This is a genomic window from Polaromonas sp. CG_9.7, assembly GCF_015752205.1.
GTDB lineage: Bacteria > Pseudomonadota > Gammaproteobacteria > Burkholderiales > Burkholderiaceae_C > Polaromonas.
Genome location: NZ_JADOVG010000009.1, coordinates 25,791 through 51,330, shown reverse-complemented (window position 1 = coordinate 51,330; position 25,540 = coordinate 25,791). Strand labels below are relative to the sequence as shown.

General features: G+C 60.7%; 19 protein-coding genes and 2 pseudogenes. 12 read left to right on the top strand and 9 right to left on the bottom strand.

Annotated features, from left to right (window positions below; all coding sequences use genetic code 11):
- Positions 1-17 precede the first annotated feature (17 nt).
- Positions 18-1,358, top strand: coding sequence for a TRAP transporter large permease (locus IWX87_RS10800; protein WP_196863530.1), 1,341 nt, complete (start codon positions 18-20; stop codon positions 1,356-1,358).
- Between the two features lie 15 nt (positions 1,359-1,373).
- Here the strand turns inward: IWX87_RS10800 and IWX87_RS10795 are convergent.
- Positions 1,374-2,135 (bottom strand): annotated as a pseudogene (locus tag IWX87_RS10795) (PLP-dependent aminotransferase family protein); the annotation flags it as partial.
- 62 nt (positions 2,136-2,197) lie between these two features.
- On the opposite strand from IWX87_RS10795, the gene IWX87_RS10790 reads away from it, so the two are divergent.
- Entirely contained in the window at positions 2,198-2,725 is a 528-nt protein-coding gene (locus IWX87_RS10790) for a transposase (protein ID WP_196863529.1), read from the top strand.
- On the top strand, positions 2,722-3,795 hold the full coding sequence (locus tag IWX87_RS10785) for an IS3 family transposase (protein ID WP_196863528.1): 1,074 nt from the start codon (positions 2,722-2,724) through the stop codon (positions 3,793-3,795). Before IWX87_RS10790 ends, IWX87_RS10785 begins: the two co-directional genes overlap by 4 nt.
- Before the next feature lie 42 nt (positions 3,796-3,837).
- Here IWX87_RS10785 and IWX87_RS10780 read toward each other — a convergent pair.
- A pseudogene (locus tag IWX87_RS10780) lies at positions 3,838-4,614 on the bottom strand (GntR family transcriptional regulator); the annotation flags it as partial.
- 143 nt (positions 4,615-4,757) lie between these two features.
- On the bottom strand, positions 4,758-6,254 hold the full coding sequence (locus IWX87_RS10775) for a PLP-dependent aminotransferase family protein (RefSeq protein WP_196863527.1): 1,497 nt from the start codon (positions 6,252-6,254) through the stop codon (positions 4,758-4,760).
- Between the two features lie 131 nt (positions 6,255-6,385).
- Between IWX87_RS10775 and hisD the strand changes: the two genes are divergently transcribed.
- Genes hisD through IWX87_RS10760 form a run of 3 tightly spaced genes read left to right on the top strand, consistent with a single transcriptional unit; the run spans position 6,386 to position 10,453 of the window.
- On the top strand, positions 6,386-7,705 hold the full coding sequence (gene hisD, locus IWX87_RS10770; RefSeq protein ID WP_196863526.1) for a histidinol dehydrogenase: 1,320 nt from the start codon (positions 6,386-6,388) through the stop codon (positions 7,703-7,705).
- A gap of 1 nt (position 7,706) precedes the next feature.
- Positions 7,707-8,966, top strand: coding sequence for a DegT/DnrJ/EryC1/StrS aminotransferase family protein (locus IWX87_RS10765; protein ID WP_196863525.1), 1,260 nt, complete (start codon positions 7,707-7,709; stop codon positions 8,964-8,966).
- Positions 8,963-10,453, top strand: coding sequence for a pyridoxal-dependent decarboxylase (locus IWX87_RS10760; protein ID WP_231374736.1), 1,491 nt, complete (start codon positions 8,963-8,965; stop codon positions 10,451-10,453). Before IWX87_RS10765 ends, IWX87_RS10760 begins: the two co-directional genes overlap by 4 nt.
- Before the next feature lie 164 nt (positions 10,454-10,617).
- Here the strand turns inward: IWX87_RS10760 and IWX87_RS10755 are convergent, their stop codons facing one another.
- Genes IWX87_RS10755 through IWX87_RS10740 form a run of 4 tightly spaced genes read right to left on the bottom strand, consistent with a single transcriptional unit; the run spans position 10,618 to position 15,022 of the window.
- Positions 10,618-11,409 carry a sulfite exporter TauE/SafE family protein gene (locus tag IWX87_RS10755; RefSeq protein WP_196863524.1) on the bottom strand — a complete coding sequence of 264 codons (792 nt, stop codon included), beginning with the start codon at positions 11,407-11,409 and terminating at the stop codon, positions 10,618-10,620.
- Between the two features lie 30 nt (positions 11,410-11,439).
- Positions 11,440-13,185 carry a cobalt chelatase gene (locus IWX87_RS10750; protein WP_196863523.1) on the bottom strand — a complete coding sequence of 582 codons (1,746 nt, stop codon included), beginning with the start codon at positions 13,183-13,185 and terminating at the stop codon, positions 11,440-11,442.
- Positions 13,182-14,174, bottom strand: coding sequence for an AAA family ATPase (locus IWX87_RS10745; protein WP_196863522.1), 993 nt, complete (start codon positions 14,172-14,174; stop codon positions 13,182-13,184). Before IWX87_RS10745 ends, IWX87_RS10750 begins: the two co-directional genes overlap by 4 nt.
- A 23-nt stretch (positions 14,175-14,197) precedes the next feature.
- Positions 14,198-15,022, bottom strand: coding sequence for an IclR family transcriptional regulator (locus IWX87_RS10740; protein WP_196863521.1), 825 nt, complete (start codon positions 15,020-15,022; stop codon positions 14,198-14,200).
- A 169-nt stretch (positions 15,023-15,191) separates the two neighbouring features.
- Between IWX87_RS10740 and xsc the strand changes: the two genes are divergently transcribed.
- From xsc to IWX87_RS10710, 6 genes are all read left to right on the top strand, one after another.
- The gene (xsc, locus tag IWX87_RS10735) at positions 15,192-17,006 is read left to right on the top strand and encodes a sulfoacetaldehyde acetyltransferase (protein WP_196863520.1); all 1,815 of its coding nucleotides are present in this window, start codon (positions 15,192-15,194) and stop codon (positions 17,004-17,006) included.
- 79 nt (positions 17,007-17,085) lie between these two features.
- Positions 17,086-18,072: a bifunctional enoyl-CoA hydratase/phosphate acetyltransferase gene (locus IWX87_RS10730; RefSeq protein ID WP_196863519.1), complete on the top strand. Its 987-nt coding sequence runs from the start codon at positions 17,086-17,088 to the stop codon at positions 18,070-18,072.
- A complete protein-coding gene (locus IWX87_RS10725) occupies positions 18,069-19,109 on the top strand; it encodes a YeiH family protein (RefSeq protein WP_196863518.1) in 1,041 nt (346 codons plus the stop codon). Before IWX87_RS10730 ends, IWX87_RS10725 begins: the two co-directional genes overlap by 4 nt.
- Positions 19,110-19,466: 357 nt before the next feature.
- Positions 19,467-19,919, top strand: a complete 453-nt coding sequence (locus IWX87_RS10720; RefSeq protein ID WP_196863517.1) for a DUF302 domain-containing protein — start codon at positions 19,467-19,469, stop codon at positions 19,917-19,919.
- Between the two features lie 361 nt (positions 19,920-20,280).
- On the top strand, positions 20,281-21,168 hold the full coding sequence (locus IWX87_RS10715) for an NUDIX hydrolase (protein ID WP_196863516.1): 888 nt from the start codon (positions 20,281-20,283) through the stop codon (positions 21,166-21,168).
- A gap of 36 nt (positions 21,169-21,204) precedes the next feature.
- Positions 21,205-22,080, top strand: coding sequence for an alpha/beta fold hydrolase (locus IWX87_RS10710; protein WP_196863515.1), 876 nt, complete (start codon positions 21,205-21,207; stop codon positions 22,078-22,080).
- 12 nt (positions 22,081-22,092) lie between these two features.
- Here the strand turns inward: IWX87_RS10710 and IWX87_RS10705 are convergent, their stop codons facing one another.
- Together IWX87_RS10705 and gcvP are read right to left on the bottom strand one after the other, a co-directional pair.
- Positions 22,093-22,494, bottom strand: coding sequence for an FKBP-type peptidyl-prolyl cis-trans isomerase (locus tag IWX87_RS10705; protein WP_196863514.1), 402 nt, complete (start codon positions 22,492-22,494; stop codon positions 22,093-22,095).
- Between the two features lie 143 nt (positions 22,495-22,637).
- Positions 22,638-25,532, bottom strand: coding sequence for an aminomethyl-transferring glycine dehydrogenase (gene gcvP, locus IWX87_RS10700; RefSeq protein WP_196863513.1), 2,895 nt, complete (start codon positions 25,530-25,532; stop codon positions 22,638-22,640).
- Positions 25,533-25,540: the final 8 nt, after the last annotated feature.

Sequence of the window (25,540 nt, the reverse complement as noted above, 5' to 3'; positions counted from 1 at the left end):
GCACCGGAGACAACACCATGGAAATGTACTTACCTGAGATTTTGTTTGGCGGCTTTATGCTGCTCCTGCTTCTGGGCGCACCGATCACGGTGGCGCTGGGTGGTGCCGCCATGGCCGCCTATATGGTGCTCGACAAGGACCCGATTGCATTGGTGCAGATCGCGTTCAATTCGGTTGGCAGCTTTCCGCTAATGGCTTTGCCTGCTTTCGTGCTGGCTGGCGCGTTGATGGAAGCCGCTGGCATTTCACGGCGCCTGGTCGACATCGCTGAAGCAATGGCCGGTCCCATTACCGGTGGCCTGGGTGTTGCCACGGTGCTGGCATGCCTGTTTTTCGGAGCCATTTCCGGCTCGGGCCCGGCGACTACCGCAGCGGTAGGCATGTTGATGATTCCTGCAATGACCAAGCGCAACTATGACCGCGCTTACGCCTCGGCGGTAACTGCCGCGTCGGGAGGGCTGGGCATTATCATTCCGCCCTCAATCCCGATGGTGATTTTTGGCATCGCTGCGCTGGGGATGGCCCCGCCGCCCGAAGCGGTGGAAAAGTTCGGCACGTTCGCTTCTTTGTCCATCCCCAAGCTGTTTGTCGCTGGCGTGATGCCCGGATTCTTGATGGCGGGCAGCCTGCTGCTGATGAACTACTTTATTTCGAAGAAGAGCGGTTATCGCGGCCTGTCGGATAACTGGTCGGGCGGTGAACTCCGCGCTGCGCTCAAACGGGGCGTCTGGTCCATTTTGGCTCCCGTGATTATTCTGGGTGGTATTTACGCAGGCATTTTCACGCCGACCGAGTCCGCCATCGTTGCGATCTTCTACACGCTGTTCGTTGGTTGTTTCGTGCATCGCGAGATGCGCTGGAAGGCGATCAAGACGGCGCTGCGCACCACCACCTGGATCACCGGGCGTGTGTTGTTGATCCTGTTCACTGCCACGGCGTTCGGGCGGCTGTTGGTGGAGCAGCGCATCCCCAGCGATATTGCCGAGGCGATGCTCAACATGACATCCAACCCCTACATCATCTGGGCGCTGGTGATCGTGTTCCTGCTCTTTGTGGGCATGTTCATGGAAACGCTGGCGGCCATCCTGATTCTCGTGCCGGTGCTGCTGCCAGTGATGTACATGACCGGCGCCGACCCGACCCATGTGGGCATCGTCGTGATCTGCACCTTGTCGATCGGCTTCATGACGCCGCCACTGGGGGAGAATTTGTTCGTCGCCTCTGGCATTGGCGGGGAGCCTGTGGAAAAGATCATCGTCAAGGTGTTGCCCTTCGTGCTTGTGACCACCATTGCGACGTTCATCATTGCCTATGTGCCGCAAATTTCGCTCTGGCTGCCCTCGCTGATGGGATATTGATTAAAACCAGTCACTTCAACAGACTTTCAAGCTTGTCAATGTTGGCGGACAGCGTTTTTGAAGGGCGTCGATCACAGCCGCCAGGGTTGCGATGCCTTTATCGATTACGCGTGCATTGATCGACTGAAAACCCAGTCTGACAAAGTTGCCTGCGGGATGTTCGGCCTGAAAAAATATATCGCCCTGTTCGATCAAAACACCGCATTCTGCAGCACGTTCAGCAAGCTCGGTGGCTGACACATTATTGGGAAGTTGCACCCAGCAGGAGCCGCCGCCATTGAACGGCGTCACCGTGCACTGAGGGATATGGCGCGCCAAGGCGTCAAGCATCAGGGCTCCGCGCTCCTTTTGCGCTTGCGCCAGACGTTTGAGGTGTGCATCGTTATAGCCCAGCGAGATGAACAGCGAGAGGCTGCGCTGTATGAACGATGACGGGTGGCGGATCATGAGGCGCCGCAGCGCACGGAGTTCGGTGATCAGTTCGGGCGCTGCCACGATGTAGCCAACGCGCAGGCCCGGTGCCATGCTTTTCGAAAGGCTGCCGATGTAGATCACGCGGTCGTTGCGGTCCAGGCTTTTGAGCGCTGGAATCGGATTGCCTGCGAAATTGTTCTCGCTTTCAAAATCGTCTTCAATAATGACCAGGTCTGATGCATCGGCCAGACGCAGCAGTTCCTCGCGTCGGTGCAGGGGCATGGTCACGCCGGTCGGACACTGGTGGCTGGGTGTGGTGTAAAGGTAGTCGAGATCGCGCAGCCTGTCGTCCACAATCACCCCGGGTGTCAGAATTGTTGTCGCGTCCAATTTTTCAATGGCTAACTGCCCGGCAGCGACATTTCATGACCAGAACACCGCATTCACATCACTCTCCCGAATTCAAAGAGCAGGCACTGCTCAAAGCCAGGCATCGCGGCACGCGTTCCGTTATCAGCGTTGCCGGCGAGCTCAACATGTCCGCCGGCACGCTCAGGAAGTGGCTGCAAAGCGCAAGCAAGAAAACCGCCACGATAGCCTACCCGGTGCCCGCTGCAACTGCTGCACTGGACGGCCCGGCGTCTGCCTGGATGCCCGCACAGCGTTTGATGGCGCTGCAGCAGAGCTATGCACTGGACGACATGGCCCGGGCCGGCTGGTGCCGCGAGCATGGCGTGTTCGAGCATCAGCTGGCGCAGTGGCACCAGGAGTTTTGCACGCCGGCTGTGCCGGCTGCCGCACGCGAGGCGAGCGGCGCTTTTCGCGAGTTGCAGCGTCAGCACGAACAGCTCCAGCGTGAATTGCGGCGCAAGGAAAAAGCGCTCGCCGAAGTGGCGGCACTGCTGGTGTTGCAAAAAAACTTCCAGGCGCTGCTGGAGGGCGCGGACAAATGACGTCCGTCCAGCAGCGCCAAAAGTTGCTTTGTCTGATAACCCAAGCCTGCGCCGACGGGGCGCGTTTGCAACCGGCTTGCCGCCAGATCGGCCTGTCCTGCCGCAGCGTGCAGCGCTGGCAGCGCACGCAGGCGGCCGAGGGGGACCAGCGCCCTTCGGGCAAGCGGCGCTACGTGTGCCCACCGAACAAGCTGCGTGAAGAAGAGCGCCAAGCCGTGATGGCCGCGCTCAGCAGCGAAGCATTCAAGGACTTGCCGCCGAGTCAAATCGTGCCTCGCCTGGCGGACACAGGCGTCTATGTGGCCTCGGAGTCCACGATGTACCGCCTGCTGCGCCAAGAGGGCCAGCTGGCCCACCGACGATCGGAGCGTGCAGCGCAAAAGCGCAGCCGCCCGCGCGCCCTGGCCGCGACCGGGCCTGATCAGGTGTTTTGCTGGGACATCACCTATTTACCAACCCAGGTGCGCGGCCAGCACTTTTACCTGTACCTGTTCGAGGACTTATTCAGCCGCAAGATCGTTGGCTGGCAGGTGTTTGACTGCGAGAGTGCCGAGCTGGCCGGCCAGTTGTTGCGCGACATCTGCACGCGCCAGGACATCGCTCCAGGCCAGCTGACGGTGCATTCGGACAATGGCGCGCCCATGAAAGGCGAAACCATGCTCGCCACGATGCAGCGCCTGGGCGTGGCCCACACGCGCAGCCGGCCGTCCGTGAGCAATGACAATCCCTATGTCGAATCGGCCTTCAGAACGCTGAAGTACCGCCCCCAGTTGCCCGTCAAGCCGTTTGAAAACCTGCTGGCCGCGCGGCGCTGGGTCACGGAGTTGGCGCACTGGTACAACCACAAGCATCGCCACGGCGCCATCAGCTTTGTGACACCGGCGCAGCGCCATGCCGGCCTGGACCGGGCTCTGCTTGAGCAGCGCGCGCTCGTCTATAAACGGGCCCGCCAGGAAAATCCTCAACGCTGGTCAGGGCAGGCCCGCCAGTGGGCGCATGTCGATGTCGTTCACCTCAACCCAGAAACCACACAAATCAAGGAGCCTCAACACGCGCAAAAAGCGGCCTGACTCACTTCACTTTAGGCGACAACTTCCTTGACAGCCACCGATCAGGCCATTGTCGTCCACAGGCAAAGGCACAATTTGTTTGGTGCGTCGACTGAAGATATTGCGTGCATCGGGGTAGCAAGGGTCTTCAATGCCGACCTTTGTGCGTTCGCGCATCAACAGGTCAGCCACCATGTAAAGCGCATGCTGCGCACCCACTGTGATCATGAGCTGGTCTGCAGTGGCCCAGACGCCACGTCGGGGCAACACACGGGTGCATATTTGCTCTACCAAAGATTCGTCGTCGCGAGTGATCTGATCGGGTGCCCAATCACGTATGTCAAGCACGCTGAGTGCCTTGAGGCAGCACTCACGCCAGGCAGCGGTGGGAAACAGGGATTCATCAAACTGGCCATAGAGAAACGGGTAGGCGCTTTTCTGCCAGTTCGCAGGTTTGACAATGCTGCGCTGCGCACTGGGTCGCTGGTGCAGGCGTTGCGCCCAGGTGATGGAAGGGGCGCGCTGTTCACTGTCGGCTGGGTTGCGGGCCTGGACACGTTCACCCAGCAAGGCTGAGCACACGAAGTGGCCTTTGCGTTCGCGCGAGACCAGATAGCCGTCGTCCACGAGTTGTTGATAAGCGAGCACGACGGTGATGCGTCCCACGCCCAACTCGATGGCCAGCTCGCGGCTGGAGGGTACTGGCGTGCCTGGTTTGAGCTGTGCGTCCAGAATCGCAGAAACCAGCATTTCCCGGATTTGACCTTGCAAGGTAAGGTTTTCACGCGCACTGTGTTGCAGCAGCTGTTTCCACATTGCGCCTTGGAGCGGTTGGGCCATGTCAGAAAATCCTAAAGCTGTTGTAAGTCGAAAAAATCAAAGAACGAATTGTGCGCCAAGGGTCATCAGGGCCAGTTGATTCTGGTTGCATTCGACGCTCTCAAAAGGCAATGCCAAGGGCGAGATTCTCTGTTGATAAAGGGCTAAACGCCTGCCTGCTTTCGCGCTTCGCACAGTTCACGTACGCCCGCTTCAATAGCAGCACTGCCAATCGCCGAGTAACCCATGCGAAAGAATCGACGGCTTGCAACGTTGGGCTGCGCGAAAAACACCTGCCCTGATTCAATCAGCACACCGCGTGCCTGTGCCTGCCGTGTCACCGCCAGCGAATCAAAACCAGCCGGTCCCTGAACCCATGCGCCTGATCCTCCCTGGGCTTTGCTTATAAAACAGTCCGGCATCCAGCGCTGCATGGCCGTGAGCAACACCAGGCGCCGGTCCCGGTAGGTGACATTCAACTTGCGAATAAATGCATCGTGGTGCCCTTGCGCTATGAACAAGCTGGCAATGTGGGCATTGTTAGAGGGCACATGTCGCATCATCAACCGGCGCACCGCCCGCAGTTCGCGAATCAATTCCGCAGGCGCCACGATGAAGCCCAGTCGCAGGCCATGGGCCAATGTTTTGGACAGGCTGCCCAGGTAGATCACTCGCCCCTCGGTATCCATGCTTTTGAGTGCAGGCAGTGGGCGCCCTGAAAAATTGAGCTCGCTCTCATGGTCGTCTTCAAACAGCACCACATTTTTCTTTCGCGCCAAATCCAGTAGAACCTGGCGGCGCGCCAGCGGCATCGTCACACTGGTGGGACATTGGTGGCTGGGCGTCACATAGACGTAATCGCACTGGCCCAATTTGCGAGACGGCACCAACCCCTGTTCGTCTACGGCCAGCGGCGTTACACGCGAACTGCGTGCTTCAAAATTATTACGCGCATCAGCGTAACCCGGGTCCTCCATGCCCACCACCGTCTTATGCCCGATGAGCACTTGGGCGAGCAAAAAACAAGCCATTTGCGCGCCGGCAGTTACCAGGATCTCGTCACGCTGGGCCACGATACCGCGCGCAGGCAGCAAGCGATGCTGGATCTGGCTCACCAGACCTTCGTGATCTCGGTCCACATGGTCTTGGGACCATGTCCTGACCGCTGGCGTCAGCAAGGACTGTTGAGAGCACGCACGCCAGTCGGCCAAAGGCATGAGGCTGGCATCGAACTGCCCATATACAAAGGGATAAGCAAAGTCCTGCCAGTGGGTCGGCTTGGCAATGTTGCGCTGACTGGCGACATCGCTTTTCAAGCGGCTTGCCCAGGACAGCGGGTCAACAACGCCGCCAGGGACGTGTGCTTGGCGCGCCTGCCCCATGACAATTTCAGGATTGACGAAGAGGCCACTGCGCTCGCGCGCCACCAGAAAGCCTTTGTCTACCAGCATCTGCAAAGCGAGCGTGACCGTGTTGCGCGACACACCCAACGCTACTGCGAGCGAACGGCTGGGAGGAATGGCTGCAGCGGCAGGGATCAGCCCCGTCAGGATACTGTGGACCATCATTTCCTTGATTCGCCCTTGCAGTGTGGCGCTGCTACCTGCGAAGCGGGGCAAGAGGCCGGCCCATATATCCGCAATGTCTTGCGCTGGGCGCATGAATTTTCCTTGTGATCGATTCGATTGAAATTGAATTCTGGCACCAAACAAATGTGATTATGGATCTAACACCAAAGAAGGTGCAGGCCTAGCATCAGCAACATTCCTCAACACCACCACCAAGGCACTCCATGAGCACCGAATACCTGAAGAAAGCCACCCCGCCTGTCGAGACAATTAATACAGCCACCGGCGAGACCGTTCAGCGTATGCTGGCTGAAATCAAGCGCGAAGGGCGAGAAGCCGTGGAGCGCTATGCACGCGATCTGGATGGTTACAACGGCAAGATCGTGCTCGACGAAAGCGACTTCGCCGCGGCAGCCAAAGCCGTTCCACAAGGTGTGCGCGACGACATCACTTTTGCGCACACCCGTGTACGTGATTTCGCCCGGCGCCAACGTGGATCGCTGAGCGAGTTTGAAGTGGAGTTGATGAGTGGCCTGGTGGCCGGACAAAAGCTCATCCCGGCTAACACCGCAGGCTGCTATGTGCCCGGAGGACGGTACGCCCATGCCGCCTCGGCCATCATGAGCGTCTGTACGGCCAAGGTGGCTGGCGTGCCCAATATCATCGCTACGTCCCCGGCTCACAAAGAAGCCGGCATGAACCCCGCCATCCTCTACACCATGCAGCTCTGCGGTGCACACACCGTGCTGGCGCTGGGCGGCGTGCAAGGCATTGCAGCCATGGCCTATGGGCTGTACGCAGCCCAGCCTGCCGACATCATTGTGGGCCCGGGCAACCGCTTTGTGGCCGAAGCCAAGCGCACTCTGTTTGGCAGTATTGGCATTGATGTGGTGGCAGGCCCCACCGAATCGGCCGTGATTGCCGATCACAATGCCGATGCAGAAATCGTGGCTGCCGACCTGGCCGGCCAGGCCGAGCACGGACCGGACTCGCCTGTGTGGCTGTACACCACGTCGCGTGAGCTGGGCCACAAAGTGATCGAGATCATGCCGCGTGTCATTGCCGCCCTGCCAGAGCCGGCTCGTTCGGCAGCCACGGCAGCATGGCGCGATTACGGCGAGGTGGTCTGGGCCTCCAGCCGCGAAGAAATATGCGAGATCAGCGACCGCTATGCGCCCGAACACCTGCAGGTGCTGGCAGACGACCTGGACTGGTGGCTGGACCGCCTGACCAACTACGGCTCGCTGTTCCTTGGCGAAGAAACCACCGTGGCCTATGGCGACAAGTGCGCAGGCCCCAACCACATCCTGCCCACGCGCGGCGCAGCGCGGTATTCCGGCGGTTTGAGCGTAGGCAAGTTCATTAAGACCGTGACTTACCAGCGCCTGAACCGCGCCGCCAGCCGCGATGTGGGCCAAGTGGCCGCCCGCATCTCGCGGCTGGAAGGCATGGAGGGCCACGCGCGCACGGGGGACATTCGACTGAAGAAATATTTTCCCGAAGAACAGTTTGAACTGGGCACGCTGCAAGGCCACCAGCACTGACATGAACAGCACCAACCCCCCCCCCCGCGCCGCAGACGGCCTCTGGTTCGGCAAAGACCTGAGCCAGTCCGAGCCCATCCCTGAGACGGCCATTGAACAGGCTGTGGCACTCATGCGCAGCGGCAGGCTGCACCGTTATGGAGAACAGGGGGCTGGCACGCCCGATCCCTCGTTGCTGGAGCAGGAATATGCGGCCTATGTGGGCAGCAAATACTGCGTGGCCGTGAACTCTTGCGGCGCTGCCATGTTTCTCGCTCTAAAGTCACTTGGCGTCAAACCAGGTGACAAGGTGCTGACCAGCAGCTTCACACTGGCCCCCGTGCCAGGCGCCATCGCCCACGCGGCTGCATTGGCGGTGCTGGTCGAGACGCGTGACGACTACACCACCGACCTGTCGGACCTGGAACGCAAGGCGGCCACCAGTAGTGCCAAGGTTTTTCTGCTCTCGCACATGCGGGGTCATATCACCGATCTGCGCGCGGTGCGCGAGATCTGCGACCGCCATGGCATCGCGCTGGTGGAGGACTGCGCCCACACCATGGGTGCGCGCTGGGACGGTCAGCACACCGGGACTTTTGGCCACATTGGTTGCTTTAGCAGCCAGACCTACAAACACATCAACTCTGGCGAAGGCGGTCTGCTGGTTACCGACGACGACGACATCGCCGCCCAGGCGATCCTGATGTCGGGCTGCTACATGATGTACGACCAGCATATCCTGCGCCCAGAGCTCGAGGTGTTCGAACGCTGGCGCTATGTCACACCCAACTTCAGCATGCGCATGTCCAATCTGGCAGCCGCGTTGCTTCGCCCCCAACTGGCGCTGCTGCCCGAACGCGGTGCGCGCTGGCGTCGCATGTATGGTGACTTGGCCCATGCGTTCGCGAGTGTGCCCCATGTTTCACTGCCGGTGCGCGATGAACGCGAAGACTTTGTGCCCAGTTCCATCCAGTTTTCCCTTGATTTGTCGGCCTCGCAAATTCAGCACTTCTTGCGCGAATGCGAAGCCCGTGGCCTTTACGTCAAGTGGTTCGGCTTGACCGTTCCTACCGCGTTCACCAGCCATTTTGGACACTGGCACTACCTGCCCGAGCAAGCGCCGATGCCGCAGTCCCAAGCGGTGCTCCGCCAATTGCTTGACCTGCGCACGCCGCTGTCGTTGACCCCAGAGGACTGCCAGTTGATCGGTCAGATTGTACAAATCGCCACCACGATCGCAGCTGCCCAACCGGTCGGCGAACAGGCGAAAGACAAGCCATGAATTCTTCGCAATACGCAAGCGTTCCGTTGGAACAAACGCTGGACCCCGCTGACTGGAACGCCTTTCGTGCCCAGGCCCACCGCTTGCTCGACGCCTCTATTGGCCGTATGGAGGGCTACAGCGAAGGCCCGGTCTGGACGCCGCTGCCACCGGATATTCAAGCCGATTACCAAGCACCTTTGCCCAGCAAAGGCATTGGTCCTGAAGCCATCCAGTCCCATTTGACGGCATTGTTGCCCTACGGTGTCGGCAATACCCATCCGCGCTTCTTCGGCTGGGTCCATGGTTCGGGCACGCCGGGAAACCTGCTGGCCGACATCACCGCTGCCGCCATCAATGCCAATCTTGGCGGCCGCGACCATGGCGCGATGTATGTGGAAAAGCAGGTGGTGAACTGGTGCCGAGAGATGTTTCAATTCCCCGAAACATCGAGCGGTTTGATTGTCAGCGGCACATCCATTGCCACCATCGTCGCCTTGAAAGCGGCGCGTGATCGCTGCTTTGACTTCACCAGCCGCAAAACCGGACTGCAAAAAACAGCATTGGGCCAACTGGTGGGCTACACCTCGGCGCAAACCCATTCCTGCGTTGCCCGCGCCTTTGACATTCTGGGACTGGGCTCGGACGCATTGCGCAAAATTGCGGTCAATGAAAACTTCGAAATCGACACTTCTGTGCTGCAAGCGGCGATTTCACAAGATCGCGCTGCAGGCCTTACGCCCTTCGTCATTGTGGGTACTGCGGGGGCCGTGAATGTGGGTGCCATCGATGACCTGGAAACACTGGCTGATATTGCAGAGGACGAAAAGCTGTGGCTGCACATTGACGGTGCGTTTGGTGCCTTGGGCGTGCTGTGCGAACAGTTGCGTCCCAGATTGACGGGCATCAAACGGGCCGATTCTCTGGCCTTTGATTTCCACAAGTGGCTGCATGTCAATTACGACGCGGGCTTTATTTTGATGCGCTCGGAGGAGCTGCATCGCCGTGCATTTTCCGAACGCCCCGAATACCTCAAAGGCGCTGAACGCGGTCTGGCAGCGGGCAACTCCTGGCCTGTCGAATACGGTCCAGAGCTTTCGCGCGGCTTTCGGGCACTCAAAATCTGGACGCAACTGGCTGAACACGGCACTGACAAGCTGGGCTCACTGATCGCACAGAACTGTGCGCAGGCGGCGTACCTGAAGACGCTGGTTGATGCCCATTCCTGCATGACCATGGTGGCGCCCGTGGCCATGAATATTTGTTGCTTTCGCTACCTTGCCTCGGGAAAGGAAGAGCCGGCGGTGGACCGCCTCAATGACGAGATCGTGGTGCAGCTACAAATTCAGGGGCTGGCCGCACCTTCCACGACCATTGTGCACGGCCGCAACGCCATTCGGGTGAATATCACCAACCACCGCACCACCCGGGCCGACCTGGACATGCTTATCCGGGAAATCGACCGCATCGGCCAGGTCCTCCTGAGTGCAACCCACCAGCAGGCCTGAGTGGTAAACGCATGAACGGCAAGTGCAGCGCGCATTTCGCCTGTCGCTCGCGATACAGGAATGGCGATGACCACAAGGCGCCCACCTGCGCCATCATCCAGCACCGTGACAAGGCGTTGCATGTGATTGAAGATCTTTGCCAGTGTATGAATCCACTGACGCGTTCACCCCAGCAGGGCGTAGAGCGAGCGCCCCAAGCTCAACGCGGCCAGCACGATCAGAAGGTTCAGTACATGGCTGCGGAATTTTTTCTGTGACACGCCGCTGAACGAGCGTTGACCGACGGCGATGCCTGCCAGCATGGCAGGCGCCAGCCAAAGTACCCATTTCAGTGTTCCACTGCCAAACAAATGACCCGTCGCCGAGGCGGAGGAGGGGATTAGCGCGGCGCCGGCCAGCGCCACCACGTCGCTGAACAGGATCAGCGCAATCAATGTGGCACGCAGCGCTGCTGGCGCCATGCGAGTGGCACTGAGCAGCACGGCCAGCGCAATGCCCCCTATCGCCGCCACGCCAGTGATGAAGCCCGACGCCAATCCAGCCGCAAATTTCATCGGCGCGGTCGGTGTCAGCGCTGCATGGCGACCGCTGCGCAGCAACAGGGCAGCCATCAACAACAAGAAGCCAATCAGCAGCCGCAATTGGGTTTCCGGCAGCCAGGCAAGCAGCACCAGACCCAGCGGCGTCGCCAGCAAGGTGCCCAGCGCCAGCCACTTGAACCACGGCATGTCGATGTCACGCGCCACGCTGCGCAACTGGCTCAAACTGGCCAAAATTTCAAGCATGAACAGCGCTGGCACCACCATTGCGGGCGAGACCACCAGCGACATGCCCGCCACCGTGACAGCCGAAAATCCGAAGCCGGCAAAGCCGCGCACCATTCCTGCGGCAAACACCACGCACAAGCTGAAGGCCAGCAGCAAGGGTGCCAGCGGGGGTGTCAACAAGTCAGCCATGGCGCGGCGTGGTGGCTTGTTGCATGGTGTTCAGCGCCGGCGCTGGCTGGCGATCAGCGTGAAAATGTCGCGAAAGACTTCGTTGGTGACCGACGCCGATAAATCCAGCGCCTGGCTTTTGCTGTAGTACGGGCTCAAATCCAGCCCCACGCCCACACCAAAAATCTCTGCTTGTCCGCTCTGCTCCAAATGCGCCACCACCTGTCGCAAGTGGTGGTCGAGGTAATGCTGGTCGTTGGCCTGATGGGTCGCGCCGTCCATGGGACAACCGTCGGAGATGACGATCAGCAACCTGCGCCCCTCGCTGCGTCCCTGCATGCGCTGGCAGGCCCAGTTCACGGCTTCGCCGTCGACGCCTTCTCGGAACAGGTCGGCCTTGAGGAGGGCGGCAATGTCGGGCCGGGCGCGGCGCCAGGGCGTGTCGGCGTTCTTGAACACCATGTGGCAGGCTTCGTTCAGCCGCCCTGGGTTGGCTGGCCGGCCGGCGCGCAGCCAGTCACGCCGGGCGCGTCCGCCATTCCACGCACCGGTGGTAAAGCCCAGCACCTCGTTGTCGACGCCGGCCTGCTCCAGCGCGCGCACCAGCACGTCGACAATCATCGCTACCGACTCGATATGCTCGCGCATCGAGCCCGAGCAGTCGATCAAGAAATTCACTTGGCTATTGGACACCGCCTCGTGACGCTCGATGCGAAACAGTCGCCGCTCGGTGGGCGAAGCCACCAGCTGCGCCAGCTGGCGGCCGTCGATATAGCCTTCTTCCTGGCCACCGTCCCAGCCGTCCCGCGTCGGCACGGCCAGCAGGGCCTTGAGTTGCCGCGCTAGGCGCGCCACATGGATGCCCTGGCCGGCAATGCGCTGGTCCAGCCGCTCACGGTATTCGCGCAGCAGCTCCGCGCGCACCAGTTCGCTCGCCCGTACCTCACGGTCATAGGCCATGGTAAACACGCGGTAGCCGTCTTCGGACTCTTCCAGCACACGGCTGTTGCCAGAGGCTGGCGTGGCAATGCCTTCGCCCGCTTCTTCGTTGTCAAAATCCGTCCAGAGTTGAAAGGCGTTGCGCGGCAGTTTGCTGCGGTCTTCTTCCGACGTATCGCGCTGATCGTCGCCGGCTTCCTGCGTGCTGTGCACCATGTCGGAGACAGCGCGGGCAATGGCGAGGGCATGTGGCGCGTAGGCCTCCTGGTCAAAACGCGTGCGCCGCAGCCGCGACAGGTTGTGGCCCAGCTTGGGCGCCAGGCTCATGCGCGTGGCCTCGATGAAGTCCTCGGTGTCGTGCAGCACCGGCTCGGCGGTTACGCGGGCGCGGCAGATTTGCGCCACGGTGTAGAGCAAAACGCCGCTAGTGGATTCGGTCAGGCCGCTGTGGTGAAAGGCCAGCGACCACTGCTCATGGCGATGCCTCAGGTTTCGGACCAGGCCCGGCATGTCCGGTGTCGCCAGCGCTTCACAGCGAAATTGCTCCAGTATCTCGAACAGCATGCGCGCCAATGGCTCCACCGGGCTCAAGTTTTGGTGCAAGTCGGCGTTTGAATGCGCCAGGCGCAGTGCCATGCCATCGGCTGCGCCACGGAACGAGCCAAAGTCATCGGTTTCCAGCGACGGGCTCAGGTGCGGAGCAAACAGCGGCAGCGCCTGCTCGCCCCGGTGCAGGCGGCGCCCGCGAAAGTGCAGGTCAGCTTCACCGCTGATGGCGCGAATGGACGCCGCGCACAACTCCTCGACCCGCTGCTGCTGCCTGGAAGCGGCCTGGACATCGACAGGCGTGGGTGTCACGGTATGGCCGCGCCAGCACCAGCGCCAAGCGCGTAGGATTCTTCCAGTTCCCGGTCAAAGCAGCGCTGGAAGTATTCGGCCACGATGGAGCGTTCGGCCTCGTCGCACTTGTTCAGGAAAGACAGGCGAAACGCCACAGCCGCGTCGCGAAAGATTTCTGCGTTTTCGGCCCAGGTGATGACAGTGCGCGGCGACATCAGCGTGGAAAGGTCGCCGGCCGTGAAACCCTTGCGTGTCAGGTCGGCCACGGTGACCATGGACTCAATCAATTTTTTGCCCCTGTCATCGGCGAAATGCGGCACACGTGCCTGAACGATGGCCACTTCCTCGTCGCGCGGCAGGTAGTTCAGCGAGGCAAAGATGTTCCAGCGGTCAATCTGGGCATGGTTCAGGCGCTGCGCGCCGTGGTACAGCCCGCTCAGGTTGCCCAGGCCCACGGTGTTGGCCGTGGCAAAGAGGCGAAAGAACGGATGCGGTTTGAGCACACGGTTCTGGTCCATCAAGGTGAATTTCCCGTCGCGTTCCAGTAGCCGCTGGATCACGAACATCACGTCGGGGCGCCCTGCGTCGTACTCGTCAAAAATAAGGGCCACCGGCCGCTGCAGTGCCCAAGGCACGATGCCTTCCTGAAACTCGGTCACCTGCTGACCGTCTCGCAGCACCACGGCGTCCTTGCCTACCAAGTCCAGGCGGCTGATGTGGCCGTCGAGGTTGACGCGCACGCAAGGCCAGTTCAGCCGCGCCGCCACCTGCTCGATGTGGGTGGACTTGCCGGTGCCATGCAGGCCCTGAACCATCACGCGGCGGTCGCGGCTGAAGCCGGCGAGCAGCGCAAGTGTCACGTCCTGGTTGAAGCGGTAGGCCGGATCGATGTCCGGCACATGGTCTTCGGTTTCGCTGAAAGCAGGGACCTGCAGGTCGGTGTCGATGCCGAAAACATCGCGCACGGAAACCATGCGGTCGGGACGAATATGGGGCAGTTCAGTCATGGTCATTCTTTTTGAAAACGGGGTCACGCGCTCACGCTGGCGGGCAGGGCTGGCGCGGCGTTGGCTTCAATCCGGCTGAGCGCTTCGGCAGCGCGCTGGAGTGCCGGCAGCAGTTGCAGTGCTTTCTCAAGCGTCAGCCGCATGATGGGCGCCTGCGCCGCCACGCACAGGTTCGAACGGCCGCTGGCGTTGGGCACCAGCACGGCCACGCACAGCAGGCCCGGCAGAAATTCCTCGTTGTCCAGCGCGAAACCCTGGCGCTTGATCTGCTTGAACTCCTGCTCGAGCTGCTCCATGTTCGTCAGCGTTTTGGGGGTGTATGCCTCCAGCGGCGAATGGGCCAGCAGCCGCTGACGCTGCGAAGGCGTCATTTCAGACAAGAACACCTTGCCGCTGGCCGAACAGTGTGCTGGCACGCGCGATCCCGGATGCAGATAAAAGCGCAGCGGCGCTGCTGTCTCGACGCGATCCAGATAAATCACCTCGCTGCCGGTCAGTGCCGTCAGGTTGCAGCTTTCACCGATCTCATCGACCAGGTGACGCAGCACTGCATGGCGCGCGCCATGCAGGATATCGTTCAACAACAGGTTTTCGGCCAGCCGGCGCAGGCGCGTGCCGGTGCCGTAATGGCGTCCGTCGGCGCTGCGTTCCAGCAGTCCTGCAGTTTCCAGTTGCTGGAGCATGCGATGAAGCGTTGGTTTTGGAATTTGCGTTTCATCTGTCAACGTTTGCAGCGAAAACAACTGGTCCTTGGTCGCAATGGCTTCCAGCAACGAAAACAATCGCATCGTTGGCGTGTCGCCGTTGATTTCCACGGGGTCTGGCTTGAGGGTTTTCACGATTTCCATGCATCGATGATAGTGGAATTACAAAAAATGAGATGAAATATTCTATTTTTTGAATTTTGTTGACGTTTATAAAAAAATTTCATACCATTCAGTTCAATTCCGGATAAATGGAATTAAACGTATCGATTTTTTGATTAATCAGATGTAAACCTAACCGTAGGAGACTTTCATGAGCCAGAACAAGCCTGCCAATTCTGCCGTCACCGGCATCCAGAAGATGACCCCGTCGGAAGCCTTTGTCGAAACCCTGGTTGCCAATGGCGTGACCGAGATGTTCGGCATCATGGGCTCGGCCTTCATGGACGCAATGGACATCTTCGCACCTGCCGGCATCCGCCTGATTCCTGTAGTGCATGAGCAGGGCGCTGCCCACATGGCTGACGGCTATGCCCGCGTGTCGGGCCGCCACGGCGTGACCATCGGCCAGAACGGCCCTGGCATCAGCAACTGCGTGACCGCCATTGCCGCCGCCTACTGGGCCCACAGCCCGGTCGTGATCATCACGCCAGAGACCGGCACTACCGGCATCGGCCTGGGCGGCTTTCAGGAAGCCAACCAGTTGCCCATGTTCGAGGAGTTCACCAAGTACCAAGGACATGTCACACACCCCAAGCGCATGGCTGAATACACGGCACGCTGCTTTGACCGCGCCATGTCCGACAACGGCCCGACGCAACTGAACATTCCGCGTGACTACTTTTACGGCGAAATCGAGTGCGAGATCCCAAAGCCCATGCGCGTCGACCGTGGCGCGGGTGGCGAAGCGTCGCTGAGTGCAGCTGCCGAACTGCTGGCCACGGCCAAATTTCCGGTTATCTTGTCCGGCGGCGGCGTGGTGATGGGCAATGCGGTGGAAGAGTGCAAGGCCCTCGCCGAGCGCTTGGGCGCGCCCGTTGTGAACGGTTATCTGCGTAACGACTCATTTCCTTCAAGCCACCCGCTGTGGGCCGGCCCATTGGGCTACCAGGGCTCCAAAGCCGCCATGAAGCTGATCGCCCAGGCTGACGTGGTGATCGCGCTGGGTTCGCGCATGGGCCCGTTCGGCACTTTGCCGCAACACGGCATGGACTACTGGCCAAAGAACGCCAAGATCATCCAGGTCGAAGCCGATCACACCAACCTCGGTCTGGTGAAGAAAATCACCGTCGGTATCTGTGGCGATGCCAAGGCCACTGCCGCCGAGCTGACCAAGCGCCTGACGGGCAAGACCCTGGCCTGCGATTCCAACAAGGCCGAACGTGCCGCCACCATCAAGTCCGAAAAAGACGCCTGGGAAAAGGAACTGGACGAATGGACGCACGAAAAAGATGCTTACAGCCTGGACATGATCGAAGAGAATGCCAAGGAAAAAACCTTTAACGGCGGTGATTACCTGCACCCCCGTCAGGTTCTGCGCGAACTCGAAAAGGCCATGCCACCGCGCGCCATGGTGTCTACCGACATCGGCAACATCAACTCGGTCGCCAACAGCTACCTGCGCTTTGAAGAGCCACGCAGTTTCTTTGCGCCGATGAGCTTTGGCAACTGCGGTTACGCATTGCCCACCATGATTGGTGCCAAGCTGGCCGCGCCTGAACGTCCGGCCATTGCCTACGCTGGCGACGGCGCATGGGCCATGAGCATGGTCGAGATCATGACCGCCGTGCGACATGACATCCCGGTCACTGCCGTGGTCTTCCACAACCGCCAATGGGGCGCCGAGAAGAAGAACCAGGTTGACTTCTACAACCGCCGCTTTGTGGCGGGCGAGCTTGAAAGCGAAAGCTGGGCCGGCATGGCCAAGGCCATGGGCGCCGAAGCCATCATCGTGGACAAGCTGGAAGACGTTGGTCCGGCACTCAAGAAGGCCATCGACATGCAGATGAACGAAGGCAAGACCTGCGTCATCGAGATCATGTGCACCCGTGAACTGGGCGACCCGTTCCGCCGCGACGCCCTGGCCAAGCCAGTGCGCCTGCTTGAGAAATACAAGGACTACGTCTAAGTAAGTCTTCCAGCGCGCCGCATGGTCCATTCAGGCCATGCGGCGCGTTTTTGTTTATCTTGTGTGGAGACTCTGAACCATGACTCTTTCCGAGCTTGCCCCCCGCGCTGACAGCGTGTCGTCATCGGGCGACGCCACCCACCCGCATCTGCACGCATTGGTGCAGATGGCCAAGGCGCGCGGCCCGGTCCGCGTTGCTGTGGCCTACCCGTGCGATGCTTCTTCTCTGAGCGCCGCTGTCCAGGCGTGCCAAGCCGGTCTGATCACCCCCATCCTGGTCGGACCTACCGCCCGCATCCAGGCCTTGGCTGAAGCCGAAGGCCTGGACCTTTCGAATATCGAGTTACACGACACGCCCGACAATCCCCGCATCACCGCCGCCAAGGCTGCCGCATTGTGCGGTGAAAGCCAGGCCGCTGTGTTGATGAAGGGAAGCCTGCACAGCGACGATCTGCTGGCCGCCGCTGTTTCACGTGATGCCGGACTGCGCACCGCGCGCCGCGCCAGCCATGTGTTCGTCATGGACGTTCCCGGCTATGAGCGGCCGCTGCTGATGACCGATTGCGTCGTCAACATTGCGCCCACGCTGGCAGAAAAGCGCGACGTTGCGCAAAACGCGATTGATTTGGCACGCGCCATTGGCATCAAGCTGCCGCATGTGGCCATCCTGTCGGCGGTGGAAACCGTCAACCTCGCCATTCCCGGCACGCTGGATGCTGCCGCACTGTGCAAGATGGCCGAGCGCGGCCAGATCACGGGCGGCGTGCTAGACGGCCCACTGGCGCTTGACAACGCCATCTCGGCTGTTTCGGCGCGTAACAAGGGCATTGTTTCCGCCGTGTCCGGCCGACCCGACGTGCTGCTGATGCCTGGCCTGGAAACCGGTAACGTGGCCTACAAGCTGCTGGTTTACCTGGCGGGCGCCGAATGTGCCGGGCTGGTGCTTGGCATGCGCGTGCCCATCGTGCTGACCAGCCGTTCCGACTCGATCTCCAGCCGCATCGCCTCCTGCGCGCTGGCCGTGTTGATGTGCCCGCCCGCCAACTCCAAAGAGCGTGTGGCATGAGCGCCAGCAACGACCCGCTGGCCGCTGGCCCGCCTTCCGGTTTGCGCAAAGTGCCCTACCTGCTGCCAGGCGTCGGTCTGTCGGCTGTGATTGCCATGGCCGCCACCACAGTGTCAATACTGCACGGCGGCCCGCAATTCCTGTACGCGCTGTTTTTCGGCATTGCGTTTCATTACCTCAGCCAGGAAACCAAGACCCGGCCGGGTATCGAGTTTTGCGCGCGTGGCGTGTTGCGACTCGGCGTGGGCCTGCTGGGGGCGCGCATCACCGCTTCGCAAATCGCCGGATTGGGCTGGGAAACGGCGGCCATCGTGGTAATTGCGGTGGTATCGACGCTGCTGTGCGGTACGTTTCTGGGCAAGCACTTTGGCATGACGCGCGCCCAAGGCGTGCTGTCAGGCGGCGCAGTCGCCATTTGCGGCGCTTCGGCCGCGCTGGCGATTTCGGCGGTGCTGCCGCGTGACAAGGACAGTGACCGTTCCACACTGATGGTGGTGGTCACCGTGACCGTGCTGTCCACGGTGGCCATGGTGGCCTATCCGCTGATCGTCAAGGCACTGGGACTGCCGCCCGAGCTGGCCGGCCTTTTCCTGGGCGGCACGATTCATGATGTGGCGCAGGTGGTGGGCGCAGGCTACATGGTGAATCCGGAAACTGCCGATTACGCCACCATCGTCAAGCTGTTTCGCGTGTCGATGCTGGCCGTCGTGGTGGTTATCGTCTCCAGTGTGTTCAAGAAGCAGCGCGAACTGATGGCCGAAGGCAACGAGGCCAAGAAGCAGCCGCTGGTGCCGTGGTTCCTGTGGGTTTTTGTCGCGCTGGTGGTGCTCAATTCCCTGGGCGGCGTGCCTGCCATCGTGCAGACCGGACTGAACGATGTGTCGCGCGCCTGCCTTGTGGTGGCGATTGCCGCGCTGGGCGTGAAAACATCCTTCATGCAACTGGCGCGTGCCGGCTGGAAGCCGTTTGCGCTGCTGTTGATCGAAACGGTGTGGATGGCTGCGTTTGTGCTGGCCGTCATCCTGCTGCGGCGTTGAGCAGCAAGTATTTTGTTTTGCATCCTTTATTGCCCAACCTGGCCAAGCCGGGTGTGAAAAACTGAAAACCCACCAGCGAAAGCTGCTGGGTTCGGGACTGAGCCGCAAAGACTCGAAATGTGGGGCAACGCAACAGTGACTGCAACGCGTCATCGCTGAAACTTACGGTCGATGAGGTAGCATTTTTTCATCAAGCCAGTTTGAAAAATTCAAAGATTGAAAGCGAACTCTCCGGTTCGGCAGGATATGTTGAGGTGTGGAGTCAAATCACCCGCAGCGAACTTCTCAGTGCGCGGCGGGTCTCATTCTTATCGTGGCAAATAAAGCTGCGCCAACACCACTCAGGAAAACACAGCCATGAATCTCTTGCGAACCTTTGTTGCCCTTGTTTTGTTTGCAACCCTTGGCGCCGCCAATGCTGCCGATGGACTGGTGGCCGTCAAAAGTCCCCATGATGCCAAAGTCACCATGGACAGGCTTGAACAAGTCGTGAAGCAACGCGGCCTGACCGTCTTCGCGCGTATCGATCACGCGGCTGGCGCTAAGAAGGTAGAAAAAACCCTGCGCCCCACCGAAGTGCTCATCTTCGGCAACGCGCAGGGAGGCACCCCGTTTATGGAGTGCGCGCAGACGGTTGGCATTGATCTGCCGCTCAAGGCATTGGTGTGGGAAGATGCCGCCGCTCAGGTCTGGGTCGGGTACAACGATCCCGCATTCATTGCCCAGCGCCATGGCGTGGCGCAGTGCCCTGTGGTCGAGAACCTGAGCAAGGCTCTTGGCGGCTTGGTTGGGGCGGCGGTTGCCAACTGAGGACAGCACTGGCATTCAGGCATTGACACGGCAAACTTGTGCTGTGTGATCAAGGTTTATTCGACCTGATAGAACGCAACCAAAGTTCGCAGACAGGCGCCTGAAATGCATTCTGTATGACTGCCAACTTCTGCTTGTGCATTACCCGTCTTGATCGCTCCTGAATTAATAGCTGCTTATGCATATTCTGATTGCGCCAGAGCAGGATTTGATGATTTTTTATACCTGATTGGAATCCTTGGAATGTGGTTGCCGCGTCGTTCCTGTCACGCTCGAAACGTCTCGAGTGCAGAGACTCTGATAGCCTCTGCTGTCTGGCTGTACGGACTGGTCCGCGCGGCGTTTCCCCTGAAAGCAGACGATGGAATTGAATCTGGAAATTGTCACCACGCCCTTGCGCCCGGCGGCCACGGTGGTCATGCTGCGCGATGCGCCGGCGGGGCTGGAGGTGTTCCTGATGAAACGCCACACCTTGTCCGATGTGCTGGGCGGCGCCTATGTATTTCCGGGCGGCAAGGTGGATGCGCTTGATGCCGAACTGGACATGGATGCGCATCTGGACCAGCCTTTGCAGGTACTGCATGCCGGCCTGAACGAAGCCGACATCAGCGAACGCACGGCGGGTGGGTTGTATGTGGCGGCCCTGCGGGAAGCGTTTGAGGAGTCGGGCATCTTGATGGCGCAAGGCATTGCATGCGAGGGCGTTGACTGCTCCCGGGCAGCGGCACTGCTGCGCGAAGGCCATGGGTTCAACGATGTGCTGGCGCAAATGGCGCTGCGCCTGCAGACCCGAAGCCTGGTGCCCTGGGCGCGCTGGGTCACGCCGACAGCGCCGTCGGTCACGAACAAGCGCTTTGACACCCGGTTTTTTGTGTCTGCCGTGCCCACCGGGCAGGTGGCGATTCACGACAACCATGAAACCACCGACAGCATCTGGCTTGCGCCGCGCACGGCGCTGGAACAGTACTGGGCCGGCCTGATCGCGCTGGCGCCGCCGCAGATCATGAGTCTCGCCCATCTGGCGCGCCACACCAGCGTGGACAGCGTGATGGCGCAAGCCCGCAGCCGCCTGCCCCCATTAATCCAGCCCGAGCCGTTCGATCTGGAGGGGAACCGGGTGATTTGTTATCCCGGCGATGTTCGCCACTCGGTCCGCGATCTGGCCATGCCGGGACCAACGCGGCTGTATTACCAAGCCCTTAACAAGCGTTTTGAGCCTGATGGTGGTTTTGACCGGCTGTTCGATTGACGCCGCCGCGTTGCGGCGCAAGGGTATAAACAGGCGATGACTTTTGAATCTTCCGTTGAATTGCCGCTGCAAGCGCAAGCGCTCCTGAGAACCGCCACCTGTTCCGAAACCCCTTGTGAGACGGGCGCCATGGTCTGGCACCACTGGGGCAAGGCGACGCGCCATCCGGCCCTGGCACCGCTGGTGTTGCTGCACGGCGGCAGTGGCAGCTGGATGCACTGGCTGCGCAATATTGACGCACTCGTCGATTCGGGCCGCTGGGTGCTGGTGCCCGATCTGCCGGGTTTTGGCGATTCGTCTGCGCCCCTGCACGGAACCGACGCCGATGCGCTTCCCGGTCTTGTCGAGCAGGGGCTGCAAAGCCTGTTGGGCGATGCAGCCTGCGACCTGGTCGGATTTTCATTTGGCGGCATGGTCGCCGGTTTTCTGGCGGCGCAGTATTCGGCACGTGTGGCGCGTCTGGTGCTGGTCGGCGCGCCCGGCTTGGGCATTGCGCCCGACACGCCGTTTCATTTGCGGGCCTGGCGCCATTTCAAGGACGCCGGCCAGCGTGACGCCATTCACCGTGGCAACCTGGCTGCGTTGATGCTGCACCACCCGACGTCGATCAGCGATCTGGCGCTGCGCCTGCATGTAGCCAACGTCTTGCGCGACCGCATGCAGGGTCGCAACCTGTCGCGCACCGATGTATTGGCCTGCACGCTGCCGCTGCTAAAGTGCCCGCTGCATGCCATCTACGGCCGTGAAGACGCGTTGTTCAAGGGGCAACTGGCGGCGGTGGAGACGGCTATGCGGCAAGCACCCCGTTTCAAAGCCTTCACCCTCATCGAAGAAGCCGGCCACTGGGTGCAGTTCGAGCGGACAGAAGCATTTGACGCCGCGCTCCTTGCCGCATTGAATGCAGCCTTGTAAGCCAAACGCAGCTTACTTTTCAATCGCCAGTAACTCGACTTCAAACGTCAGTGTGGCGTTGGGTGGCACCGCGCCGCCGGCGCCGCGATCACCATAGGCCGTGGCCGGTGGGCAGGTTAACGTCGCCTTGCCGCCAACCTTGATCTTTTGCATGCCTTCGGTCCAGCATGGCACCACACGGTTCAACGGGAACGAGGCCGGCTGGCCGCGTTTGATGGAGCTGTCAAATTCCTTGCCGTCGGCCAGCGTGCCGCGGTAATGCACCTTGACGGTGTCCGATGCCTTGGGCTGCGCGCCTGTGCCGTCTACCGTGTGGACGATCTTTACACCCGATGGCAGGGTTTCAGGCGGCGCCACGGCGAAGGCGCTGGTCGCAAAAGCGGCGAGGGCGAGCAGGGAGAAGTTTGATTTCATGGTTTTCCTGTGAATGATGGAGGGATTGAAATGGGGTTTAGCGCTGCCGTCACTACAGGTCCTTACCCCAAACTTCTCTCAAAGAGAGAAGGAGGAGTTGAGGCGTTAAGGCGTTAAGGCGTTCAGGCAGTGTGCAGTGCGCGTCAAGCGTAATCTGCAATCGGAATGCAGCTGCAGGACAAATTGCGGTCGCCGTAGACGTTGTCCACACGGCCCACCGGTGGCCAGTATTTCACCGCTTTCAGGCTGGCCAGCGGAAAGGCACCGGTTTCGCGTGAATAGGGCCGGTCCCAGTCCGCGCCCAGCAGGCTGGCGGCGGTGTGCGGTGCATGTTTCAGCGGGTTGTTGTCTTGTGGCCAGTGACCGTTTTCGACTTGGCGGATTTCTTCGCGGATAGCAACCATGGCATTGATGAAGCGGTCCAGTTCGGCCAGGGACTCGCTTTCGGTGGGTTCAACCATCAGCGTGCCGGGCACCGGGAAGCTGAGCGTTGGCGCATGAAAGCCGTAGTCCATCAGCCGCTTGGACACATCTTCGGCGGTCACGCCGCTGGTTTCCTTCAGCGGACGCAGGTCCAGGATGCATTCGTGCGCAACATGTTTGTTCTCGCTGGCATACAGCGTCGGATAATGGTCTTGCAGGCGGGCGCTGATGTAGTTGGCGCTCAAAATTGCCACTTCGGTCGCGCGCTTCAAGCCTTCGGGCCCCATCATGCGGCAGTACATCCAGCTGATTGGCAGCACCGCTGCATTGCCCAGCGGGGCAGCTGAAATCGCACCCACGCCGTTCACGGGCATGCCAGCCGTTGCATGGCCGGGCAGGTAGGGCACCAGGTCCGCCACAACGCAGACCGGGCCGACGCCGGGGCCGCCTCCGCCATGCGGAATGCAGAAGGTCTTGTGCAAATTGAGGTGGCTGACGTCGCCGCCGAACTCACCCGGTGCGGCGGTGCCGACGAGCGCATTCATGTTGGCGCCATCGACATAGACCCGGCCGCCGTGCGAATGCACCAGCTGGCAAAGCTCCTTGACATGCGTCTCGAACACACCGTGGGTGCTGGGGTAGGTGATCATCACGCAAGCCAATTTCTCGCTGTGCTTTTCGCACTTGGCCTTCAGGTCGGCCATGTCGACATTGCCCTGTGCATCACAGGCCGTGACCACCACGGTCATGCCGGCCATCTGGGCGCTGGCCGGGTTGGTGCCGTGGGCTGACGAGGGAATCAGGCAGATATTGCGGTGGCCCTGGCCATTCGCCTCAAGATAAGCCTTGATGACCAGCAGGCCGGCGTATTCACCCTGCGAGCCGGCGTTTGGCTGCAGGCTGATGCCGGCATACCCCGTGGCCTCGCACAGCCAGTCACGCAACTGCTGGTCGAGTTCGGCATAGCCCAGCAACTGGTCATGCGGCGCAAATGGATGGATGTTGGCGAATTCCGGCCAGGTGATGGGAATCATCTCGCTGGTGGCGTTCAGCTTCATGGTGCAGCTGCCCAGCGGGATCATGCTGCGGTCCAGCGCCAGGTCCTTGTCGCTGAGCTTGCGGATGTAGCGCAGCATGCTGGTTTCGCTGTGGTGGGTGTTGAACACCGGATGCGTCAAAAATTCGCTGGTGCGGCGCAGCGCAGCTGGAATCAGGGATTCGATGCCTTGCTCGAAACTGCTCACCACCGGCACAGTCTGGCCGGGCTGGGCGAAGAAAGACCAGAGCAGTTCAATGTCGCTGCGGCTGGTGGTTTCGTCCAGCGACACACCCAAGTGATTTTTCAAGCGAAATCTAAGGTTTGCGCACGACTGGCTTGCACGCTTAGCTATTGAATTAGTAGCATCACCGGTTTTGACGGTGACCGAGTCAAAGGCGCCTTTGTTGGTGATGTCAAAACCCATCTGGCGCAATCCATTCACAAAAATGGCGGTGTAAGTGGCCACACGTTCGGCAATGCGCTTCAAGCCCTGAGGGCCGTGGTAGACGGCGTACATGCTGGCTATGACCGCTGGCAGCACCTGTGCCGTGCAGATATTGGACGTGGCCTTTTCACGGCGGATGTGCTGTTCGCGGGTTTGCAGCGCCAGCCGGTAGGTCGGATGACCATGGGTATCGATGCTGACACCGACCAGGCGGCCCGGCAACGAGCGTTTGAATTCATCCCGACACGCCAGATAAGCAGCATGCGGGCCACCGTTGCCCATTGGCATGCCAAAGCGCTGGGTGCTGCCCAGCACGATGTCTGCATCCCATTCGCCCGGTGGTGTGAGCAGCGTCAGCGCCAGCAAATCGGCTGCGACGCACAAGGCTGCGCCATCGGCATGCGCTTGTCCCGCCAGCGGCCGAAGGTCATGAATGGCGCCGCTGGTGGCCGGGTACTGGGCCAGTACGCCGAAGTAATTGCCCTCTGCCATCAACTGCGGCACAGTGCGTGAAAGGGTGCTGACCTTGACCTCGATGCCCAGCGGTCGGGCGCGTGTCTGGATCACTTCGATGGTTTGCGGATGGCAGTCGCCAGCCACGATGAACACATTGCTTTTGCTCTTCACGCTGCGCTTGGCCAGCGTCATGGCTTCGGCGGCGGCAGTGGCTTCGTCGAGCATCGACGCATTGGCCATCGGCATGCCGGTCAGGTCGCAGACCATGGTCTGGAAGTTGATCAGCGCTTCCATGCGGCCCTGCGAAATCTCGGCCTGGTAGGGCGTGTAGGCGGTGTACCAGGCGGGGTTTTCCAGCACGTTACGCAGGATCACGCCCGGCGTGTAGGTGCCGTAATAACCCTGGCCGATGAAGCTCTTGAATACCTTGTTCTTGGCGGCCATGGCCTTGAGCTGCTTGAGCGCGGCCGCTTCAGACACCGGCGGCGGAATCGCCATGGCGCTGCTTCGGGCAATCGAGCGCGGCACGATGCCGTCAATCAGCGCCCGGAGCGAATCAGAGCCGACAACGCCGAGCATGTGGACTTCATCCGTTTCATCAATGCCGATGTGCCGGGCAATGAATTCGGCAGGGTTTTCAAGCGCGCCCAGCGGCGTGGCGGATGGCATCAGCATGTCAGGAT

Coding starts and splice junctions, on each gene's coding strand:
- IWX87_RS10720 (WP_196863517.1), top strand. CDS start 19,467: ATGAATCTCTTGCGAACCTTTGTTGCCCTTGTTTTGTTTGCAACCCTT.
- IWX87_RS10800 (WP_196863530.1), top strand. CDS start 18: ATGGAAATGTACTTACCTGAGATTTTGTTTGGCGGCTTTATGCTGCTC.
- IWX87_RS10715 (WP_196863516.1), top strand. CDS start 20,281: ATGGAATTGAATCTGGAAATTGTCACCACGCCCTTGCGCCCGGCGGCC.
- IWX87_RS10740 (WP_196863521.1), bottom strand. CDS start 15,022: ATGGAAATCGTGAAAACCCTCAAGCCAGACCCCGTGGAAATCAACGGC.
- IWX87_RS10725 (WP_196863518.1), top strand. CDS start 18,069: ATGAGCGCCAGCAACGACCCGCTGGCCGCTGGCCCGCCTTCCGGTTTG.
- gcvP (WP_196863513.1), bottom strand. CDS start 25,532: ATGCTGATGCCATCCGCCACGCCGCTGGGCGCGCTTGAAAACCCTGCC.
- IWX87_RS10705 (WP_196863514.1), bottom strand. CDS start 22,494: ATGAAATCAAACTTCTCCCTGCTCGCCCTCGCCGCTTTTGCGACCAGC.
- IWX87_RS10765 (WP_196863525.1), top strand. CDS start 7,707: ATGAACAGCACCAACCCCCCCCCCCGCGCCGCAGACGGCCTCTGGTTC.
- IWX87_RS10785 (WP_196863528.1), top strand. CDS start 2,722: ATGACGTCCGTCCAGCAGCGCCAAAAGTTGCTTTGTCTGATAACCCAA.
- IWX87_RS10755 (WP_196863524.1), bottom strand. CDS start 11,409: ATGGCTGACTTGTTGACACCCCCGCTGGCACCCTTGCTGCTGGCCTTC.
- hisD (WP_196863526.1), top strand. CDS start 6,386: ATGAGCACCGAATACCTGAAGAAAGCCACCCCGCCTGTCGAGACAATT.
- IWX87_RS10745 (WP_196863522.1), bottom strand. CDS start 14,174: ATGACTGAACTGCCCCATATTCGTCCCGACCGCATGGTTTCCGTGCGC.
- IWX87_RS10730 (WP_196863519.1), top strand. CDS start 17,086: ATGACTCTTTCCGAGCTTGCCCCCCGCGCTGACAGCGTGTCGTCATCG.
- IWX87_RS10790 (WP_196863529.1), top strand. CDS start 2,198: ATGACCAGAACACCGCATTCACATCACTCTCCCGAATTCAAAGAGCAG.
- IWX87_RS10760 (WP_231374736.1), top strand. CDS start 8,963: ATGAATTCTTCGCAATACGCAAGCGTTCCGTTGGAACAAACGCTGGAC.
- IWX87_RS10775 (WP_196863527.1), bottom strand. CDS start 6,254: ATGCGCCCAGCGCAAGACATTGCGGATATATGGGCCGGCCTCTTGCCC.
- IWX87_RS10710 (WP_196863515.1), top strand. CDS start 21,205: ATGACTTTTGAATCTTCCGTTGAATTGCCGCTGCAAGCGCAAGCGCTC.
- xsc (WP_196863520.1), top strand. CDS start 15,192: ATGAGCCAGAACAAGCCTGCCAATTCTGCCGTCACCGGCATCCAGAAG.